Annotated in this window: 20 protein-coding genes and 1 tRNA gene; 10 read left to right on the forward strand and 11 right to left on the reverse strand. The window is 66.2% G+C overall.

Annotated features, from left to right (window positions below):
• Positions 1 to 109 precede the first annotated feature (109 nt).
• The 5 genes from ACFQ2S_RS12825 to ACFQ2S_RS12845 all read right to left on the reverse strand — a co-directional run bounded on the left by ACFQ2S_RS12825 (position 110) and on the right by ACFQ2S_RS12845 (position 5,430).
• Positions 110 to 1,306, reverse strand: a complete 1,197-nt coding sequence (locus ACFQ2S_RS12825) for a class I SAM-dependent methyltransferase (protein ID WP_386074998.1) — start codon at positions 1,304 to 1,306, stop codon at positions 110 to 112.
• Between the two features lie 177 nt (positions 1,307 to 1,483).
• Entirely contained in the window at positions 1,484 to 2,281 is a 798-nt protein-coding gene (locus tag ACFQ2S_RS12830) for an FAD binding domain-containing protein (RefSeq protein ID WP_386075000.1), read from the reverse strand.
• 13 nt (positions 2,282 to 2,294) lie between these two features.
• A complete protein-coding gene (locus ACFQ2S_RS12835) occupies positions 2,295 to 4,655 on the reverse strand; it encodes a xanthine dehydrogenase family protein molybdopterin-binding subunit (protein ID WP_386075001.1) in 2,361 nt (786 codons plus the stop codon).
• Positions 4,656 to 4,713: 58 nt separating this feature from the next.
• Positions 4,714 to 5,184, reverse strand: a complete 471-nt coding sequence (locus tag ACFQ2S_RS12840; protein WP_386075003.1) for a (2Fe-2S)-binding protein — start codon at positions 5,182 to 5,184, stop codon at positions 4,714 to 4,716.
• Positions 5,185 to 5,244: 60 nt separating this feature from the next.
• Positions 5,245 to 5,430, reverse strand: a complete 186-nt coding sequence (locus ACFQ2S_RS12845; protein WP_386075004.1) for a hypothetical protein — start codon at positions 5,428 to 5,430, stop codon at positions 5,245 to 5,247.
• A 292-nt stretch (positions 5,431 to 5,722) separates the two neighbouring features.
• Between ACFQ2S_RS12845 and ACFQ2S_RS12850 the strand changes: the two genes are divergently transcribed.
• Together ACFQ2S_RS12850 and ACFQ2S_RS12855 are read left to right on the forward strand one after the other, a co-directional pair.
• Positions 5,723 to 6,727: a class I SAM-dependent methyltransferase gene (locus tag ACFQ2S_RS12850; protein WP_386075006.1), complete on the forward strand. Its 1,005-nt coding sequence runs from the start codon at positions 5,723 to 5,725 to the stop codon at positions 6,725 to 6,727.
• A gap of 52 nt (positions 6,728 to 6,779) precedes the next feature.
• Positions 6,780 to 7,601: an SDR family NAD(P)-dependent oxidoreductase gene (locus tag ACFQ2S_RS12855; protein WP_386075008.1), complete on the forward strand. Its 822-nt coding sequence runs from the start codon at positions 6,780 to 6,782 to the stop codon at positions 7,599 to 7,601.
• Between the two features lie 22 nt (positions 7,602 to 7,623).
• On the opposite strand, the gene ACFQ2S_RS12860 is transcribed toward ACFQ2S_RS12855, so the two are convergent.
• The gene (locus ACFQ2S_RS12860; RefSeq protein ID WP_386075009.1) at positions 7,624 to 8,028 is read right to left on the reverse strand and encodes a hypothetical protein; all 405 of its coding nucleotides are present in this window, start codon (positions 8,026 to 8,028) and stop codon (positions 7,624 to 7,626) included.
• A gap of 105 nt (positions 8,029 to 8,133) precedes the next feature.
• On the opposite strand from ACFQ2S_RS12860, the gene hemF reads away from it, so the two are divergent.
• The 3 genes from hemF to ACFQ2S_RS12875 are packed head-to-tail and all read left to right on the forward strand — an operon-like array spanning position 8,134 to position 10,233.
• Positions 8,134 to 9,024, forward strand: a complete 891-nt coding sequence (gene hemF, locus ACFQ2S_RS12865; protein ID WP_386075010.1) for an oxygen-dependent coproporphyrinogen oxidase — start codon at positions 8,134 to 8,136, stop codon at positions 9,022 to 9,024.
• Positions 9,015 to 9,764: a GNAT family N-acetyltransferase gene (locus tag ACFQ2S_RS12870; RefSeq protein ID WP_386075012.1), complete on the forward strand. Its 750-nt coding sequence runs from the start codon at positions 9,015 to 9,017 to the stop codon at positions 9,762 to 9,764. Before hemF ends, ACFQ2S_RS12870 begins: the two co-directional genes overlap by 10 nt.
• 1 nt (position 9,765) lies before the next feature.
• Entirely contained in the window at positions 9,766 to 10,233 is a 468-nt protein-coding gene (locus ACFQ2S_RS12875) for a GFA family protein (protein WP_386075014.1), read from the forward strand.
• Here ACFQ2S_RS12875 and hemE read toward each other — a convergent pair.
• Complete coding sequence (hemE, locus tag ACFQ2S_RS12880; protein WP_386075015.1) at positions 10,220 to 11,254, reverse strand: uroporphyrinogen decarboxylase; 1,035 nt, start codon at positions 11,252 to 11,254, stop codon at positions 10,220 to 10,222. The genes ACFQ2S_RS12875 and hemE overlap by 14 nt on opposite strands.
• 104 nt (positions 11,255 to 11,358) lie before the next feature.
• On the opposite strand from hemE, the gene hemC reads away from it, so the two are divergent.
• Positions 11,359 to 12,321, forward strand: a complete 963-nt coding sequence (hemC, locus tag ACFQ2S_RS12885; RefSeq protein ID WP_386075017.1) for a hydroxymethylbilane synthase — start codon at positions 11,359 to 11,361, stop codon at positions 12,319 to 12,321.
• A 54-nt stretch (positions 12,322 to 12,375) separates the two neighbouring features.
• Here hemC and yidD read toward each other — a convergent pair whose 3' ends face one another.
• The 3 genes from yidD to rpmH are packed head-to-tail and all read right to left on the reverse strand — an operon-like array spanning position 12,376 to position 13,135.
• Positions 12,376 to 12,630: a membrane protein insertion efficiency factor YidD gene (yidD, locus tag ACFQ2S_RS12890; protein ID WP_386075019.1), complete on the reverse strand. Its 255-nt coding sequence runs from the start codon at positions 12,628 to 12,630 to the stop codon at positions 12,376 to 12,378.
• Positions 12,627 to 13,004, reverse strand: coding sequence for a ribonuclease P protein component (gene rnpA, locus ACFQ2S_RS12895; RefSeq protein ID WP_386075021.1), 378 nt, complete (start codon positions 13,002 to 13,004; stop codon positions 12,627 to 12,629). The genes yidD and rnpA overlap by 4 nt, the downstream gene beginning before the upstream one ends.
• The gene (rpmH, locus tag ACFQ2S_RS12900) at positions 13,001 to 13,135 is read right to left on the reverse strand and encodes a 50S ribosomal protein L34 (RefSeq protein ID WP_089233247.1); all 135 of its coding nucleotides are present in this window, start codon (positions 13,133 to 13,135) and stop codon (positions 13,001 to 13,003) included. Before rpmH ends, rnpA begins: the two co-directional genes overlap by 4 nt.
• A 289-nt stretch (positions 13,136 to 13,424) precedes the next feature.
• Between rpmH and ACFQ2S_RS12905 the strand changes: the two genes are divergently transcribed.
• From ACFQ2S_RS12905 to ACFQ2S_RS12920, 4 genes are all read left to right on the forward strand, one after another.
• Positions 13,425 to 14,177, forward strand: a complete 753-nt coding sequence (locus tag ACFQ2S_RS12905; protein WP_386075023.1) for a TVP38/TMEM64 family protein — start codon at positions 13,425 to 13,427, stop codon at positions 14,175 to 14,177.
• Between the two features lie 3 nt (positions 14,178 to 14,180).
• Positions 14,181 to 15,596 carry a dihydrolipoyl dehydrogenase family protein gene (locus tag ACFQ2S_RS12910; protein WP_386075025.1) on the forward strand — a complete coding sequence of 472 codons (1,416 nt, stop codon included), beginning with the start codon at positions 14,181 to 14,183 and terminating at the stop codon, positions 15,594 to 15,596.
• Between the two features lie 14 nt (positions 15,597 to 15,610).
• On the forward strand, positions 15,611 to 17,017 hold the full coding sequence (locus ACFQ2S_RS12915) for a sensor histidine kinase (protein WP_386075026.1): 1,407 nt from the start codon (positions 15,611 to 15,613) through the stop codon (positions 17,015 to 17,017).
• A 56-nt stretch (positions 17,018 to 17,073) separates the two neighbouring features.
• Positions 17,074 to 17,150 (forward strand) — tRNA-Arg (locus tag ACFQ2S_RS12920).
• 152 nt (positions 17,151 to 17,302) lie between these two features.
• Here ACFQ2S_RS12920 and ACFQ2S_RS12925 read toward each other — a convergent pair.
• A partial coding sequence (locus tag ACFQ2S_RS12925; protein WP_386075028.1) for a hypothetical protein occupies positions 17,303 to 17,974 on the reverse strand: 672 nt, incomplete at its 5' end.

Raw genomic sequence — 17,974 nt, forward strand, 5'->3', positions numbered from 1 at the left:
AAGGCGGCCGCACCGTCGGCGCCGGCGTCGTCTCCAAGATCGTCGAGTAATCACTCTCGAGATCTGGGATCTGGGCCGCCCTTCGGGGCGGCCCTTTTTCGTTTCCGGATCAGCGGTGGAGATAGTCCCGCGTCAGCGGCACGGCGTCCTGCCGGCGGGCAAGCTGGAGCTGGAACACCACCTGGTTGTGGTGGCGGAAGGACATCTCGGAGGCCACGAGATAATAGCGCCACATCCGGCAGAACCGCTCGTCGAACATCTCGCGTACCGCGTCGATATTGGTCTCGAAGCGCTCCCGCCATTTCAGCAGCGTCTCGGCATAATGCAGGCGCCAGACTTCCACATCGGTGGTCCAGAGCCGCTCCTTCTCCACCGCCGCCATCACCTCCGACAGGGCGGGGACATAGCCGCCGGGAAAGATGTATTTGGTGATCCAGGGACTGGTCGATCCGGGTGGCGTATAGCGCCCGATGGTGTGAATCAGCGCCACCCCGTCCCCGGTCAGTCGGTCCCGGACATGGGAGAAGTACTCTCGGTAATGCGGCACGCCCACGTGCTCGAACATGCCGACCGAGACGACCCGGTCGAAGCTGCCGGTCACGGTCCGGTAGTCTGCCAGCCGCAGCTCGATCCGCTCCGCAAGCCCCGCCTCCTGCACCCGCTGGCTGGCGACCCGGTGCTGCTCTTCCGACAGCGTCACGCCGAGCACCCGCGCGCCGTGGTCGCGCGCCAGCGTCAGCGCCATGCCGCCCCAGCCGCAGCCGATGTCGAAGACGCGCATGTCCGGCTCGAGGCGGAGCTTGGCGGCGATATGGGCCTTCTTCTGCGCCTGCGCCGTCTCCAGCGTGTCGTCGGGGTGTCTGAAATAGGCGCAGGAATAGTTGAGGTCCGCGTCGAGGAAGAGATCGTAGAGCGCTTGCGAGATGTCGTAGTGATGCGCCACGTTGGCCTGGGCGCGGGGCAGGGGATTGGTCTGTGCCGCCCGGCGCAGCATCTGCCGCAGCGCGAGGTTGGCCTGGATCGCCGGGATCGTCCGGCCATCTCCCCGGTTCATCAGCAGCAGCGCCATGAGGGCCGGCAGATCGTCCTCCTCGATGGTCAGGCGGCCATCCATGTAGGCCTCGCCCAGTGCGAGATCCGGGTTCCGGAGCAGCTTTTGCGCCAGGTCCGGATCCTTCAGGTGCACCGTGACCCGTGGCGCGTCACCCGCGCCATAGGTGCGCGCGCTGCCTTCCGCATCCACGACCGTGAGCGTGCCGGTGCCCACGAGACGGCGCAGGGATGTATCGAGTACCCGGTTCCACATCGCATGCCTGCCCGCGCCGCTGGGCGTGGGCTCGTCAAGAATCTCGTTTGATACCAGCAGTCTGCCGCATCAGCGGCTTTCTGTCGAGGCAGCGGCCGGAATGGCTGCCGGGGAGGCGCAATGGAAAGGAGCCGGCCCGTGGCTGGGCCGGCTCCCATTCCGTGTGATCGGGACGGGTCAGGCCGAGACCAGGACCGCCCGTTTCGCCATCACCTTGACCAGGTTGGCCCGGTAGGCGGCGTCGCCGTGCAGGTCGGTAAGAAGCCCGTCCGGGCTGACCGAGACCCCGTCCACTGCCTCGGGCGCGAAGCTGGCCGAGAGCGCCGCTTCCAGCCCGTCGTGGCGGAACACCCCGTCCTCGCCCGCGCCGGTGACGGCGACGCGCACACCGCCATTGGTCTTCGCCACGAAGACGCCGACCATGGCATAGCGCGACGCCGGGTTGGGGAACTTGGAATACCCAGCCGCCTCGCAGGCCGGGAAGCGGACCGCGGTGATGATCTCGCTCTCCTCCAACGTCGTCGCGAACATGCCGTCGAAGAACTCGTCCGCCGCGATCTCCCGCTGGTTGGTGACAATCGTGGCGCCAAGGGCGAGCACCGCGGCCGGATAATCCGCCGCCGGGTCGTTGTTGGCGAGCGAGCCGCCGATCGTGCCGGCATGGCGCACCGCCGGATCGCCGATCCCGGCGGCAAGGCAGGCGAGCGCCGGGCAGGCGGCCGCGACCACGGCGCTGCCGGCAACCTCGGCGTGGGTTGTCGTCGCGCCGATCACCAGCGTGCCGCTGTCGTCGGAGATCCCGTGAAGGGCGGCGATCCCGCGGATATCGACCACGTCGGTCGGGGCCGCGAGGTGGTTCTTCATCGTCGGCAGCAGCGTGTGCCCTCCGGCGATGATCTTGCCTTCCTCGGACCCCTGCAGCATGGCGACAGCGGACTCGAGCGTTTCGGGCTTGTGGTAGGTCGTCGGATACATCTCGTCTCCTCCCTTACTCGGCCGCCATGGGCGATTTGGCCGCCTGGATGGCGCGCCAGACCGCCTGCGGGGTTGCGGGCATCTGCAGGTCGTTGGTGCCGATGGCATCGGTGATGGCGTTGATCACCGCCGGCGGCGAGCCGATGGCGCCGGCCTCGCCGCAGCCCTTGATGCCGAGCGGGTTGTTGGGCGTAGGTGTGCAGCCATGCTCCACCACGAAGCTCGGAACGTCACTGGCGCGTGGCATGGCATAGTCCATGTAGGACCCGGTAAGAAGCTGGCCATCGCCATCGTAGACGACGCCCTCCAATAGCGCTTGGCCGATGCCTTGAGTGACGCCGCCGTGAACCTGGCCCTCCACGACCATTGGATTGATGATGGTCCCGAAATCGTCCGCAGCGACGAACTGCACGATCTCGGTCGTGCCAGTCTCCGGATCCACTTCGACTTCGCAGATGAAAGTTCCGGCAGGGAAGGCGAAGTTGACGGGGTCGAAGAATGCGCCCTCTTTGAGCCCCGGCTCCATCCCATCCGGCAGGTTGTGTGCGGTGTAGGCGGCGAGGCCGACTTCGTGCCAAGCCATCTTCTTGTCGGTGCCTGCAACCTTCACTTCGCCGTTCTCGATCACCAAGTCGTCCTCGGAGGCCTCGAGCGTGTGTGCTGCGATCTTCCGCACTTTCGCCTCGACCTTGTCGAGAGCCTTCATGACTGCCGACATGCCAACCGGGCCAGAGCGCGATCCGTAGGTGCCCATGCCGAACTGGACCTTGTCGGTGTCGCCATGGACGATCTGGATATTGTCGATTGGCAAGCCAAAACGCTCCGCTGCCAATTGGGCGAAGGTCGTCTCGTGGCTTTGTCCGTGACTATGGCTCCCAGTCAGTATCTCGATCGTTCCGACCGGATTGACGCGCACCTCTGCGGATTCCCATAGGCCAACCCCGGCACCGAGCGACCCGATCGCTGCGGATGGGGCGATTCCGCTTGCCTCTACGAATGATGCGTAGCCGAGCCCGCGCAACTTGCCCCTCGAAGCCGCCTCGGCTTTGCGTGCCGGGAAGCCGTCCACGTCGGCGGCCTTGCGGGCCATGTCGAGCGTGGCGACGTAGTCGCCTGAGTCGTAGTTGAGAATGACCTGCGTCTGGTAGGGAAATTCCTTGATGTAGTTGATCCGGCGCAGTTCCCCCGGATCGACCCCGAGTTCGCGTGCCGCGGTTTCGATGACGCGCTCCAGCATGTAGGTCGCCTCGGGGCGCCCTGCGCCCCGGTAGGCGTCGACCGGCGTCGTATTGGTGTGCACGGCCTTCACGTTCCCGTAGATTGCCGGGATGTCGTAGACGCCAGAGTAGTTTGTTCCGTGCAGGTACGTTGGCGTCACTGTCGCAAACAGGGAGACATAGGCTCCGAGGTTGGCGATGTTATGGATCTTGAGCGCAGTGATGCGATTGTTCTCGTCGAACGCCATCTTTATGTTGGTGACGTTGTCACGCCCGTGCGCGTCGGTCAGGAATGCCTCCGACCGGTCTGACGTCCACTTGATCGACCGCCCGGTCTTCATAGAGGCCCAGAGGCAGGTCAATTCTTCTGGGTAGACATAGATCTTGGAGCCGAAGCCGCCGCCAACATCGGGTGCAATGACCCGAAGCTTGTGCTCGGGCGCGACGCTGTAGAATGCAGAGAGCAAAAGCCGTGCAACATGAGGATTCTGGCTGGTTGTATAGAGTGTGTAGTGTTCCTCTGCCTCGTCGTAGACCGAAATGGCGGAACGTGGCTCCATCGCATTGGGCGACAGGCGATTGTTGATCAGGTCGAGCTCGGTGACGTTCGCGGCACTGGCGAAGGCCGCGTCGGTCTTGGCCTCGTCCCCGATCTCCCAGTCATAGATCAGGTTGCCGGGCACGTTGTCGTGCACCTGCGGCGCATTTGGGTCCAGCGTGCCGGCGGTGGAAATGGATGCGGGCAGTTCCTCGTATTCAACCACCACGGCCTCAGCAGCCAGACGAGCTTGTGCCTGCGTTTCGGCAACGACAATCGCCACGGCATCCCCGACGTAGCGTACCTTGCCGACGGCCAGTGCCGACCAAGCGCCGCACTTCATTGGCTCGCCGTTCTTGGAGGTGATCGCCCAACCCGTGATGATGTTGCCGATCCCGTCCGCGTTCAGCTCTCCACCTTCGAGTACCGAAATCACGCCATCCATCGCTAGCGCGGCGCTGGCATCGATCCTGAGCAGCTTCGCGTGGGCATGCGGGCTGCGGACGAAGGCTGCGTAGGCCTGGTTCTCCATCCGGATGTCGTCGGTATACTTGCCCTTGCCGGTAATGAAGCGCTTGTCTTCCTTGCGCTTGACGCGCGCGCCGATTCCTTCGCTCATAGAATTTCTCCCTGGATTCAGTGTCTGCCGCGTGAGCCACGCCCCGCGGGGCGGCCGCTCACATCTTGGCGGCGGCGTCCTGAATGGATTTCACGATGTTGTGGTAGCCGGTGCAGCGGCAGATATTGCCTTCCAGCTCGTGGCGGATCGCCTCCTCGGTCAGTTCCCGGCCCGCCGCCTTGTAGCGGTTCACCATGTCGACCCCGGTCATGATCATGCCCGGCGTGCAGAAGCCGCACTGAAGCCCGTGGTTGTCGTTGAAGGCGGTCTGCATCGGGTGCAGGCTGCCGTTGGCCAGCCCCTCGACCGTCGTCACCTCGCCCCCGGAAATCGCGGCGGCGAGCACCGTGCAGCTCTTCATCGCCTTGCCGTTCACATGCACCACGCAGGCCCCGCACTGGCTGGTGTCGCAGCCCACATGGGTGCCGGTCAGGCGCAGCATCTCCCGAAGGAATTCGGAGAGCAGGGTGGTGTCGGGCACGTCGCGACTGACCGCGCGCCCGTTTACCGTGAGTTTCACGTTCGCCATTCTTGTCCTCCCTGGCCGATGCGGACTTTTTCCCCGCATCCGTTCTAAATCGATGCCGCGTCAGCTGCGCCCCGATTTGCGGGTGGTGGCCGTCTGACGAGCGCTGAAATCGTCGAAGCAAAAGGTCGCGCGGGTCCCTGAAATGTCCTTGGCGTCTCGGTCCTTGCGCCACACCGGCCCGATCTGGGCCCGGGTGCGCGGCAGATCCGCCATCTCGTTCAATCGGGTTCCGGCGTCGCCGGTCACCTTCCTCCCCGCAGGTTCCTCCTCCTGTCCGCCCGGGAAAGATTACTGCCGAAGTGCCACAAAGCAACCGTTTTGACGCCAGTAAACCATTCGAATCATTTGCGTTTGCAGCATTCGAGCGCTGCGGCGCAGCGACGCCCGGCGTGCCGGTCCGGGCCGGCTGCCGCGCGCGCAGCGCGCGGCTGGGCCCAACGGGTCGGATGTCATCTCCGATGACGTGCGGGCCGGCGGGAGCCCACCGGCGCATTTTTCGCGTGACGTGGCTTGCCGGGCAGGCTAGAACCTGCCGCCCATGTCCGATAGCCGCCTCAGCCTCGCGCTCCAGTCTGGAGCTATCCATCTGCCCGCCTCCGGGCCGATCGCCGTGTTCCGCCCGCGCGAGACCGACGATCTCTCCGCGATGCCGCGGGAACGGGTGCAGATCGTGCAGGGCAGCCGTCCGGACCACGACGCCTGGTTGCAACGAGGCTACCGGGTCGGGACTGCCGCGCCGGAGGATTTCGCCGCAGCCCTCGTGATGGTGCCCCGCGCCAAGGCCGAGGCCCGGGCGCTGGTGGCCCGTGCGAGCGCGCAGGGCGGCTCGGTGATCGTCGACGGGCAAAAGACCGACGGCATCGATTCCCTGCTGCGCGAGATCCGCGCCCGGGCCGAGGTCTCGGCGCCCTTCGCCAAGGCCCATGGAAAGGTGTTCCAGTTCCAGGCCGCCCCCGGCACCTTCGCCGACTGGGACCTGCCGCTGGTCCAGACCTTGCAGAGCGGATGGGTCACCGCGCCCGGCGTCTTTTCCGCCGACGGGCCGGACCCGGCCTCCGTCGCGCTGGCCGAGGCGCTGCCCGAGAAGATGCCCGGCCGCGTCGCCGACCTCGGTGCCGGCTGGGGCTATCTCGCCTTCCACGTCCTCGAGCGGCGCGGCGTCACCGAATGCGCCCTGGTCGAGGCGGAGCACGCGGCCCTCGAGGCCGCCCGCATGAACATTCGCGACGAGCGCGCGCATTTTCACTGGGCCGATGCCACCACCTGGACCGACGCCGGGGCGTTCGACCACATCGTGATGAACCCGCCGTTCCACAAGGGCCGCGAGGCCGAACCCTCCCTCGGCGCGGCCTTCATCGCCAGCGCCGCCCGGCTGCTCGCGCCCCACGGCACGCTCTGGATGGTCGCCAACCGGCATCTTCCCTACGAGGCGCCGCTGCAGGCCGCCTTCCGCGAGACCCGCGAGCTTGCCGGGCCGCCGTCCTTCAAGCTTTTCGCCGCGCGCCGCCCGCAGGGGCAATCCGCCACGCGCTCGCGGCGCTGACTTCGGCTAACATCCCCCCACGCCCCCGAGGCAAGGACCACCAGGACTTCCCATGAGCTTCTCTATCGAAGGTAAGACCGCCATTGTCACCGGCGCCGCCAACGGCGTCGGGCTCGCCATCGCTCGGCATTTCGTCGACCAGGGGGCGAACGTGATGTTCGCCGACATGGACGAAGGCCGGCTCTGCGACGAGCTGGGCGAGGCCAATGGCGACGGCGGCCGCGGCACCGCGCGCGCCTTTGCCGGCGACCTGCGCGAGCGGCTGACCATTGCCAACCTGCTCTCGGCCACGATCGACGCCTTCGAGCGGGTCGACATCCTCGTCAACGCCTGCCGGCAGATGGTGCCCTCCGACCCGCTGGACCCGGACAACGACGCCGTTCAGATGCTGCTCGAACAGAACCTGATGACCTCGCTGCGGCTCAGCCAGACGGTGGCGAAGCGGATGATCAAGCAGGTGGAGGATATCGAGCCGGACGAAAGGCCCAGCACCATCGGCTCGATCATCAACCTCTCCTCCATTGCGGCGCGGCGCACCCACCCCGAGCTGCTCGGTTACTCCGTATCGACGGCGGCGCTCGACCAGATGACCCGCTCGCTGGCGGTGGCGCTCGCACCGCACCGGATCCGGGTAAACGGCGTTTCCTTCGGCTCGGTGCTGTCGAACAGCCTGAAGGGCGCGCTCAAGCAGAACGCCGACTACCGGACGAACATCCGGGACCATACACCGATGCACCGCATCGCGAAGCCGGGCGAGGTGGCCGAGGCCGCGCAGTTCCTGGCCTCCGACGCAGCGGCCTTCATGACCGGCCAGATCATGACCGTGGATGGCGGCCGCACCCTTCTCGACCCGGTCTCGGCGCCGGCCCACTAGCCCGCGACGACCGCTCTGACATTCAGCCGGCCGGGTAACGCAGGTTGCATTGCTGAAGTGCTGCTTCCGATTCCTTCACCAGCCGGGAGCGGGTTTGCCGCAGTTCCTGCAGCTTGCGCTGCTCGGCTGCGCGGTCGATGGCCACGGGGCGTTCCCGGTAGCGCGTCGTCGGCGTGTTGCAGTAACTCCAACCGACGCCCAATCCACGGCCATATCCGCCGCGGCTGCTGCCGAGGCACAGGTCTACCGTGTTGGTGACATAGGCTTCGCGATCCAGCGAGTAGCCGCGCGACAGGTTCTCCTGCGTCTCGAGGATCAGCCGGTCGACCACGGCCACATCCTGGGTCGCGGCTTTGAGGCAGGTCTGCCGTGTCGGCGCGCAGGCCACGAGCGCAGGTAGGGCAAGCAGGAGAATCAGGTGTCGCATATCAGAAGCTTAGACCCCCTGCATGGCCGCGCCAATCGCCTCCGGGGCTGGCCCGTTCTCGGCAAAACTGCTAGCGCTCCGATGATCTGCGAGGGAGAGCCTGACATGACCCAGCCATTCGACACGGAAAAGGCGCGTGCCTCTGCCTGGTTCCGCGAGCTGCGCGACCGGATCGTTGCCGCCTTCGAGGCGCTGGAGGACAGCCAGGCCGAGGGTCCGATGGCCGGCCTGCCGGCCGGGCGCTTCGAGGTGACCGAGACGAAACGCGCCTCCGACGACGGTGGCGACGCGGGTGGAGGGCTGATGAGCGTCATGCGTGGTGGCCGGGTCTTCGAGAAGGTCGGCGTCAATGTCTCGACCGTCTATGGCAAGCTGGGTGAGGCGGCGCAGAAGGCGATGGCGGCGCGTGGCGTGCCGGGGATCGAGACCGACCCGAGTTTCTGGGCCTCCGGTATCAGCCTCGTGGCCCATATGCAGAACCCGCACACGCCGGCCGTCCACATGAACACGCGGATGTTCTGGACGCCGCACGCCTGGTGGTTCGGCGGCGGTGCGGACCTCAACCCCTGCATCGAGTACGACGAGGACACCGCCGCGTTCCACGCGGCGCTCAAGACCGCCTGCGATGCGCATGCCTCCGACTACTACGAACGGTTCAAGGCCTGGGCCGACGAGTATTTCTTCGTTCCGCACCGGGGCCGGGCGCGCGGTGTCGGCGGGATCTTCTACGACGACCTGAACACCGGCGACTGGGATGCCGATTTCGCCTTCACGCGGGCGGTGGGAGAGGCCTTCCTGCCGGCGTTCCTGCCGGTGACCGAACGGCGGCGGAACCAGCCCTGGACCGAGGCCGACAAAGAAGCGCAGCTCGTCCATCGCGGGCTCTACGCCGAATACAACCTCGTCTACGACCGCGGCACCAAGTTCGGCCTCGCCACCGGGCACGACGCCAACGCGGTGCTGATGTCCCTGCCGCCGGTCGCAAAATGGTACTGACGCGGGAGCCGCGTACCAACGCGCTCGGTCAGCCCATCGGCTGGCCGCTCGACGTGGCGCTGCCACGGCCGCGTCCGCACAAGGCGCCGATGCAGGGGCGGTTCTGCACCCTCGAACCGGCAGATCCGGAGGCGCATGCGGCTAGCCTGTTCGAGGCCTTCGCGACAAGCACCGATGACCGGATCTGGACTTATCTGCCCTACGGGCCCTTCGACAGTGCCCAGGCGCTGGCCGACTGGATGCGCGCGACCTGCCTCGGCGACGACCCGATGTTCTTCACCGTCCGCGAGGCGGGCAAGGGGCAGTGCCTTGGCCTTGCGAGCTACCTGCGGATAGATCCGGGCAACGGCTCGGTGGAGGTCGGGCACATCAACTTCTCGCCCCTGGTCCAGCGCACGCCGATGGCGACCGAGGCGATGTTCTTGATGGCCGACCATGCCATGACGGGCCTCGGCTATCGCCGCTACGAGTGGAAATGCGACGCACTCAACGCGCCTTCGCGCGCGGCAGCGGAGCGGCTCGGTTTCCTCTACGAAGGCACCTTTCGGCAAGCGACCCATTACAAGGGGCGCAACCGCGATACCGCCTGGTTCGCCCTTACCGATGGGGACTGGCCCCGGGTTCGTACGGCCTTGCAAGCCTGGCTCGCAGCGGAGAACTTCGATGCCGAAGGGCGGCAGAGATGCTCGCTCGCGGAGATTCGCGATGCGGAGTCGGCCGGGGCAAGGGAGGAGACCTGAGATGCGCGGTCGGTGCGATTGTGGAGAGATCACCTACGAGCTGGCCGAGGCGCCGCTCTTTGTCCATTGCTGCCACTGTCGGTGGTGCCAGCGCGAGACCGGTTCCGCCTTCGCAATGAACGCGATCATCGAGGCGGACAGGTTTTCGGTTCTCAGCGGCTCACCGGAGGTGATCGACACGCCCACCCAAAGCGGTCGGGGACAGAAGATCGCCCGCTGCCCGACCTGCAAGGTTGCGCTGTGGAGTACCTATGCGTCCCCTGTGTTCCACTTCGTTCGGGTCGGAACACTGGAGGACCCCGATGCCTGTCCGCCAAGCATCCACATCTTCACCGAGAGCAAGCAGCCCTGGGTGGTACTGCCGGAGGGCGCGCCCGCCGTGCCGCAGTATTACGACCTCAGGGAACACTGGCCCGCAGAGAGCCAGGCCCGCCGCAAGGCCTGCAAGGAACGGATCACCCGTTCCTGACAGTCTCAATCATCAGCGCGACGTTCTCCGGATCGGCATCGGGGGTGATACCGTGGCCGAGGTTGAAGATGTGCGGGCCCTTCGAGAAGGCCTTCACGATCCGACGGGTCTCGTCGACCAGCGCCTGTCCGCCGGTGACCATGTGCGTCGGCGCCAGGTTGCCCTGCACGCAGCCATCCACCTGCACGTGCTCGGCGGCCCAGTCTGCGCTCACCGAGTTGTCGAGCGCCACGCAATCGGCCCCGGTGGCGCGGGCGAAGCCGATGTAGCGCTCGCCGGCCTCGCGCGGGAAGGCGATGATCGGCGTGTCGGGGTGGCGCGCCTTGAGTTCGGCGATGATCTTCTTCGCCGGTTCCAGCGCATAGCGGTCGAACGCTTCGCCCTTCAGCGAGCCGGCCCAGCTGTCGAACAGCTTCAGCACCTCGGCGCCGGCCTCGACCTGGGCGGAGAGGTATTCGATCGTCGCGTCGGTCAGTCGCTCCATCAGAGCGTCGAACAGCGGCTGGTTCTCGGCCATCAACGCGTGGGCCGGCCCCTGGTCCGGCGTGCCGCGCCCGGCGATCATGTAGGTCGCCACAGTCCAGGGCGCGCCGGCAAAGCCGATCAGCGTGGTCTCGGAGGGCAGTTCGCGCGACAGGATCCGCACGGTTTCGTAGACCGGCGAGAGCACCTCGTGGATGTCGTCCTTGCCCTTGAGCGCGTCGAACTCCGCCTGCGCGGTCACCGTGGAGAGCCGCGGTCCTTCGCCGGTGACGAACCAAAGGTCGGCGCCGAGCGCCTGCGGCACCAGCAGGATGTCGGCAAACAGGATCGCGGCATCGAAGCCGTAGCGCCTGATCGGCTGCAGCGTGACTTCGGCGGCGAGGTCAGGGTTGTAGCACAGCGACAGGAAATCGCCGGCCTGCGCGCGGGTGGCGCGGTATTCCGGCAGGTAGCGCCCGGCCTGCCGCATCATCCAGATGGGTGGGGTTGGCAGAACCTCACCGGCAAGCGAGCGCAGCAGTTTCTTGGTCACGGTCATCGGGCCCTCTCCCTCGTCGGCGCATCGCTGGGTGCGGCCTCTGCGACGGGAAGTCAAGTCGCGGGGGAGTTGTCAGTCAGCGGGGCGGCAATTAAGCACGGCCCATGACACAGGCTCTTCCCTCCCCCGACCGACCGCTCCGGATCGGCACCCGCGGCTCCCCGCTCGCCCTCGCGCAGGCCCACGAGACCCGAAACCGGCTTGCCGCCGCATTCGATCTGCCGGAGGCCGCCTTCGAGATCGTCGTGATCAAGACGACGGGCGACGACCGGGCGCTGATCGCGGCCGACCGGCCGCTCAAGGAGATCGGCGGCAAGGGGCTCTTCACCAAGGAGATCGAGGAGGACCTGCTCACCGGCCGGATCGATATCGCTGTCCACTCAATGAAGGACATGCCGGTGGAGCAGCCCGCCGGGCTGACGCTCGATTGCTACCTGCCGCGCGAGGACGTCCGTGACGCCTTTGTCACGCTCGACGGCATGGCTTTCGGCGATCTGCCGGAGGGCGCGGTGGTCGGGACCTCTTCCCTGCGCCGTCGTGCCCAGCTTCTGTTCCGCCGGCCCGATCTGCAGGTGGTGGAGTTCCGCGGCAACGTGCAGACGCGGATGCGCAAGCTCACCGAGGGCGTGGCCGAGGCGACTTTTCTCGCCTGTGCGGGGTTGAACCGGCTGGGGATGGACGATGTCCGCCGCACGCCGATCGCCGCCGAGGACATGCTCCCGGCGGTCGCACAGGGGGCGATCGGCATCGAGCGGCGCACCGGCGACAGCGCGGCGGCGGCCCTGCTCGACGCGATCCACGACGGGCCGACCGGCCAACGGCTGGCAGCCGAGCGCGCCTATCTCGCGGCGCTCGACGGCTCCTGCGAAACCCCGATTGCCGGGCTTGCCGAGCTCTCGGGGGGCGAGGTGACCTTGAGGGGCGAGATCCTGCGGCCCGACGGCAGCGAATGCCTCACCGATTACGGCCGCGCGCCGATTGCCGACGGCGCAGCGCTCGGGCGGGAGATCGCGGCCCGCCTTCTTGACCGGGCCGGCCCGGGCTTCTTCGACTGGCGCAAGGCCTGACGGCTTCTTCTGTCCGGAAAGACCCTCGCCGAAGGCACGACCGCCCAGCGGCGGTCAGTGACGGTGGGCGGCGTCGTGCTCCGGGTCGGTGCCGGGTACGGGGTCGTAGCCGCAGCTGCCGAAAGGGTTGCACCGAGCGATCCGCCTGAGCGCCATCCAGCCTCCGCGAACCGCGCCATGCCTGCGCAGCGCCTCCAGCGCATAGGCGGAGCAGGTGGGCTGATAGCGGCAGTTGAAGCCGACCCAGGGTGAGAAGATGAGCCGGTAGCCGCGGATCGGAAGCGACAGGATCCAGGCGGCGGGGCTCATGACTTGCGCGGCCTGGGCGAATGCACTCGCTCCAGCGCCGTTCGCAGATCGTCCAGCAGCGCGTCGAACGGCCGGTCGGCCGTCGCGCCCGCCTTGCCGATCAGCACGTAGTCCCAGCCCGGCCGCCCGGCCTCGGGCAGCACGGCTCGGGCGATCTCCCGCAGGCGGCGCTTGGCGCGGTTGCGGGCGACGGCGTTGCCGACCTTCTTTGAACAGGTAAAGCCGACCCGCACAAGCGACGGATCGGCCTCGTCATCGCGGCGCTTGCGCGCCTGAAGCAGAAATCCCGGCGTCCCGGCACGCCCCGCACGGGCGGCCGCCAGGAACTCGCTGCGCTTGGTCAGGGTGGCCATCGGTGGCCGCCCCCGGCTCACGCGCTGAGCGACTTCCGGCCGCGGGCGCGGCGGGCGTTCAGGATCTTGCGACCACCCTTGGTGGCCATGCGCGCACGGAAGCCGTGGCGGCGCTTGCGAACCAGGTTGGAAGGCTGATAGGTGCGTTTCATCGCTCCGTCTCCGTTCTTGTGCTTGGGCCCAAATCCGGCACGGATTCGAAGGCTCTGATATCTCGAAGCCCGGCGCTTAAGCGAGATTGCGACCCGAGTCAATTCGGTTTGCTCACAGAAAGCCTGCAACATTCAGGTTTTTCGGCGGCCGATTTCCAGACCGGATGTTTCAAAACCCGCGCCGGGACGCAGGACTTATCACGAAAGGGCAGGTGGCGCATCAAGCGGGCGTGAGCCCTCTGTCGCATTTCCGCGCCAACGCTCATGTTCGACATGACAATATCACATCATGAGCAAGCCAAGACCCATGCCGAGCGACACGACCCAGCCCAGACGTGCCAATTTTACGCGCGCCCTCCCTCTTGCCGCCATTGCCATCGTGGCGGTGGCCGGCGCCTTCCTGCTCGGCGATGCCCTGAGCTTCGAGACCCTCGCCGAGAACCGCGAGGCGCTGATTGCCTTCCGCGACAGCCATTTCGTGGCCACGGCGCTTGCCTTCGTCGCTGTCTATATCGTCATCGTCGCCTTTTCCCTGCCGGGCGCCACGGTTGCCACGTTGACCGGCGGTTTCCTGTTCGGCCTGTTTCCGGGCGTGCTCTTCAACGTGCTTGGCGCCACGATCGGCGCCTGCGTGATCTTTCTTGCCGCGCGTCGCGGGTTGGGCGAGACGCTCGCGGCGCGGATGGACGCCTCCGAGGGGCAGGTCCGCAAGATCAAGGCCGGGATCGACGCCAACCAGTGGGAAATGTTGTTCCTGATCCGGCTGGTGCCGGTGGTGCCTTTCTTCGTCGCCAACCTCGTGCCGGCGCTCGTGGGCGTGCCGCTCGGCCGGTTCGCGATCACGACCTTTCTCGGCATCATCCCCGGCGGGCTGGTCTATACCTCGGTCGGCAGCGGGCTGGGCGAGGTGCTGGCCACGGGCGGAACCCCCGATCTCGTCGTGATCTTCGAGCCGCATATCCTGCTGCCGCTCCTTGGGCTCTGCGTTCTGGCGGCGCTGCCGATCGTCCTCCGGGCGGTTCGCGGCCGCAAGGAGGACTGAGCGATGGATCGCATCGAAACCGATATCTGCATCATCGGCGCCGGGTCGGGTGGCCTGTCGCTGGCCGCCGGCGCGGCCCAGATGGGCGCACGCGTGGTATTGATCGAGGCCGGCGAAATGGGCGGGGATTGCCTGAACTTCGGCTGCGTTCCGTCCAAGTCGCTGATCTCCGCCGCCAAGCACGCGCATGGCATGCGCTCGGGCGCCGCCTTTGGCGTCGCTTCCGTCGAGCCAGTGATCGACTATGCCGCGGCGATGGGCCATGTCCGCGGCGCGATCGAAACCATCGCGCCGCATGACAGCCAGGAACGCTTCGAGGGGCTTGGCGTGACCGTGCTCCGCGACCGCGCGCGCTTTGTTTCCGAGAGCGAGGTCGAGGCCGGCCCGCATCGCATCACCGCCCGCCGCTTCGTGGTGGCGACCGGGTCCCGCCCGCTCGTGCCGCCCATCGACGGGCTGGCCGATGTGCCGTTCCTCACCAACGAGACGCTCTTCGAGCAGCGCGAACGGCCGGAGCACCTGATTATCATCGGAGGCGGGCCGATCGGGTTGGAAATGGCCCAGGCCCACCGTCGTCTCGGCTGCCGGGTGACCGTCATCGAGGCGATGCGCGCCCTCGGGCGGGAAGATCCGGAACTGGCGGCCATTGCCCTCGACCGGCTGCGCGCCGAGGGCATCGAGATCCTCGAGGACACCAAGGTCGAGAAGGTCACCGGATCGGCGGGCGACATCACCGTGCACAGCGGCGAGGCGGCGATCACCGGCACGCATCTTCTGGTCGCGGCCGGGCGCTCCCCCACGACGGAGGGGCTGGGCCTGGATGCCGCGGGAGTCGCGTTCGAGAAGACGGGCATCAAGGTCGATGACGCCCTGCGCAGCAGCAACCGGCGCGTCTATGCAATCGGCGATGTCGCCGGTCGGCAGCAGTTCACCCATGTCGCGAACTACCACGCCGGGGTGATCGCGCGCTCGATCCTGTTTGGCCTGCCGGCCAAAGCATCGGATTCCCATATCCCGCATGCGACCTATACCGATCCGGAACTGGCGCAGGTCGGTCTGACCGAGGCCGAGGCCCGCGACCGTCATGGCGACGCGCTGGAGGTGATTCGCTTCTCCTACGACCAGAATGACAGGGCGATCGCCGAGGGCCGCACGACGGGCCTCGTCAAGGTGATGGTCCACAAGGGACGCCCGGTCGGGGCCGCCATCGTGGGCCCGCAGGCCGGAGAATTGATCGGCACCTGGGCGATGATACTGGCCAATGGGCTCAAGATGAAGGCGCTGACCAATACGGTGCTGCCGTACCCGACGCTGTCGGAGGTCAACAAGCGCGTCGCAGGGGCCTATTTCTCCCCGCGTCTGTTTGATAGTCCTTGGGTCAAGAAAGTGGTGGGCTTCATACAGCGCCACGTCCCGTAAGGCACTCTAGGCAGATGTTCCTCAATTCGCTCTCCGGCCGCTTCCTTCTTCTGACGGTGGCATTCGTCATGTTGGCGGAGGTTCTGATCTTCGTGCCCTCGGTGGCGCGGTTCCGCGAGGACTTCCTGCTGTCGCACCTGGAGCGGGCGCAGATCGCGTCGCTGGCGGTGCTGGCCTCGGACGACATGCTGGACGAGGAGCTCGAAGCCGAGCTGCTGGAAAACGCCGGGGTGCTGAACGTGGTTCTGCGGCGCAACGAGATCCGGCAGCTTGTGCTGTCCTCACCCATTCCCGCCCCGATCCAGGCGACCTACGACCTGCGGAACGCCAGCGCGCTGGAACTGATACGTGATGCCATCGCCTGCATCCTCGAGCCGGAGCCGCAGGTCGTCCGGGTGATCGGCGATCCGGTCCAGCAGGCCGGCCTGCTCATCGAGGTCACCATGATGACCGGCGAGCTTCGCAGCGCGATGGTCGACTACGGCCTGCGCATCCTGCTGCTCTCGGCGGTGATCTCGGCCGTTACGGCCCTGCTGCTCTTCCTCTCCGTGCGCAGCCTGATCGTCGCGCCGATCCGTCACCTCGTCGATGTCATGCAGAGCTATGCGACCGCGCCCGAGGATGCCCGCCGGATCATCGCGCCGGAGGCCGGCGTGCGCGAGCTGCGGGAGGCCGAGGAGGCGATGCAATCCATGCAGACCCAGCTGACCGGAGCCCTGCGCCAGAAGGAGCGGCTCGCCCAACTCGGGGCTGCGGTGGCCAAGATCAGCCACGACCTGCGCAACATCCTGACTTCGGCGCAATTGTTCGCCGACCGGATGGAGAGCAGCGAGGATCCGGCCGTGCAGCGCGCCGCGCCCAAGCTGGTGAACTCGATATCGCGGGCGGTCTCGCTCTGCGAGTCGACGCTGGCATTCGGCAAGGCCGAAGAGCCCGCGCCGCGGTTGCAACACATCCAGCTCGCCCCGCTCGTCTTCGACGTCGTCGAGAGCGAACGCCTCGCTGTCGGCAACGAGGACGTCAGCTTTGGCGAGGACATCCCCGCCGGCATGTATCTCCGGGCCGACCCCGAACAGCTCTACCGGGTTCTGAGCAACCTCATCCGGAATGCCCGCCAGGCGATCCTGGCCACCGGCAAGGGAGGCGAGATATGCATCTCGGCCGACGAGACCGACGAAGGCTGGACGATCAAGGTGGAGGACACCGGCCCCGGCCTGCCGCCCAAGGCACGCGAATACCTGTTTCAGGCGTTCCAAGGCGGCACTCGCAAGGGCGGCACCGGTCTCGGCCTCGCGATCTCCGCAGATCTGGTGCGCGGCCACGGCGGCCGGCTCGACATGCTTCATACTGGACCGGAGGGAACCGCCTTCGCGATCTTCCTTCCAAAAGCGGTGGCGATGGTCGCCGATGTTGCGGAGTGATTTTCTTCGATTGGCTCTTGCATCGCCCGGCGGCCGAGTCTAATTGAACGCCTCACGCGCTGGTAGCTCAGTTGGATAGAGTACTTGACTACGAATCAAGGGGTCGGGGGTTCGAATCCTCCCCAGCGCGCCATAGAATTCAAAGGCTTAGGCGGAAACGCCTAAGCCTTTTTCTTTGGTGTTTGTCGGGAGGGTAACGCCTGGGGTAACGAAAATGCCGTGTAGGTGGGCATTTGCGGATTGCAGCTATCGATGCTTCACTAGCTTGTAGCTCGGGAAACCAATCTACTCTTCGAACAGATCATCCTCCGGGCCTGGGCCCGGGATAACGTCAAAGACCTTGACGATGCTCTGTTTGGCGCCCGTGAGGTTGCCTTTCGCGTCGTATTGGTGCTCGAGGCGAATCCTCACGCGGAGTGCGTCTCCAGGAAAGATCGCATGCTTTCTGGCGTGAAAATCTTCCATCCAGTCAGGATCCTCAATCCGAGCTGTCAGCCGGGCCTTGCCATGGGAAAACTCCCATTTCGCATTACCCAGGAAGTCAGGCTTCCGGATGATTAGAAACAGCTCCTGATAGCTAACAAGCTCTTTGTCTTCGCCGTCATCATCAAGTGAGTCTGAGGGGAGTGCGGTATTCGTTAGGTCCGCTGTGTACTCATCCCGTCCGAGAGTAATGGTCAGTCGCTCATCTGGCAGAAACCGTAACTTGGTCTCTTGGATTCTATCCAGCGGCTGTGCAAGGCGGCTCGGCTTGGGAGCTGGATAGTCTGGCAACTGCAAAGCATCGGTTTCCTTTGCCAGCCTTGCAATTTCATCTGTCAGGTCGGGAAGGGACTCTCGATCTGTCTCTGGTGTATCCAGCCACTTAAGTGCTGCATACTTCCCTTTCACTAGTGGGGAGCCTGATCTGACTGGTCCGGTTTGATTGTTAGTGCATGACCCGCCTTGGTTCCATCT

This window comes from Tropicimonas aquimaris, assembly GCF_042676185.1.
In the GTDB taxonomy this organism is placed as follows: Bacteria; Pseudomonadota; Alphaproteobacteria; order Rhodobacterales; family Rhodobacteraceae; genus Tropicimonas; species Tropicimonas aquimaris.

What these genes read in the sequence shown, in the direction of transcription:
- ACFQ2S_RS12825 (WP_386074998.1), bottom strand. Translation starts at nt 1,306, where the DNA reads ATGTGGAACCGGGTACTCGATACATCCCTGCGCCGTCTCGTGGGCACC.
- ACFQ2S_RS12830 (WP_386075000.1), bottom strand. Translation starts at nt 2,281, where the DNA reads ATGTATCCGACGACCTACCACAAGCCCGAAACGCTCGAGTCCGCTGTC.
- ACFQ2S_RS12835 (WP_386075001.1), bottom strand. Translation starts at nt 4,655, where the DNA reads ATGAGCGAAGGAATCGGCGCGCGCGTCAAGCGCAAGGAAGACAAGCGC.
- ACFQ2S_RS12840 (WP_386075003.1), bottom strand. Translation starts at nt 5,184, where the DNA reads ATGGCGAACGTGAAACTCACGGTAAACGGGCGCGCGGTCAGTCGCGAC.
- ACFQ2S_RS12850 (WP_386075006.1), top strand. Translation starts at nt 5,723, where the DNA reads ATGTCCGATAGCCGCCTCAGCCTCGCGCTCCAGTCTGGAGCTATCCAT.
- ACFQ2S_RS12855 (WP_386075008.1), top strand. Translation starts at nt 6,780, where the DNA reads ATGAGCTTCTCTATCGAAGGTAAGACCGCCATTGTCACCGGCGCCGCC.
- ACFQ2S_RS12860 (WP_386075009.1), bottom strand. Translation starts at nt 8,028, where the DNA reads ATGCGACACCTGATTCTCCTGCTTGCCCTACCTGCGCTCGTGGCCTGC.
- hemF (WP_386075010.1), top strand. Translation starts at nt 8,134, where the DNA reads ATGACCCAGCCATTCGACACGGAAAAGGCGCGTGCCTCTGCCTGGTTC.
- ACFQ2S_RS12870 (WP_386075012.1), top strand. Translation starts at nt 9,015, where the DNA reads ATGGTACTGACGCGGGAGCCGCGTACCAACGCGCTCGGTCAGCCCATC.
- ACFQ2S_RS12875 (WP_386075014.1), top strand. Translation starts at nt 9,766, where the DNA reads ATGCGCGGTCGGTGCGATTGTGGAGAGATCACCTACGAGCTGGCCGAG.
- hemE (WP_386075015.1), bottom strand. Translation starts at nt 11,254, where the DNA reads ATGACCGTGACCAAGAAACTGCTGCGCTCGCTTGCCGGTGAGGTTCTG.
- hemC (WP_386075017.1), top strand. Translation starts at nt 11,359, where the DNA reads ATGACACAGGCTCTTCCCTCCCCCGACCGACCGCTCCGGATCGGCACC.
- yidD (WP_386075019.1), bottom strand. Translation starts at nt 12,630, where the DNA reads ATGAGCCCCGCCGCCTGGATCCTGTCGCTTCCGATCCGCGGCTACCGG.
- rpmH (WP_089233247.1), bottom strand. Translation starts at nt 13,135, where the DNA reads ATGAAACGCACCTATCAGCCTTCCAACCTGGTTCGCAAGCGCCGCCAC.
- ACFQ2S_RS12905 (WP_386075023.1), top strand. Translation starts at nt 13,425, where the DNA reads ATGAGCAAGCCAAGACCCATGCCGAGCGACACGACCCAGCCCAGACGT.
- ACFQ2S_RS12910 (WP_386075025.1), top strand. Translation starts at nt 14,181, where the DNA reads ATGGATCGCATCGAAACCGATATCTGCATCATCGGCGCCGGGTCGGGT.
- ACFQ2S_RS12915 (WP_386075026.1), top strand. Translation starts at nt 15,611, where the DNA reads ATGTTCCTCAATTCGCTCTCCGGCCGCTTCCTTCTTCTGACGGTGGCA.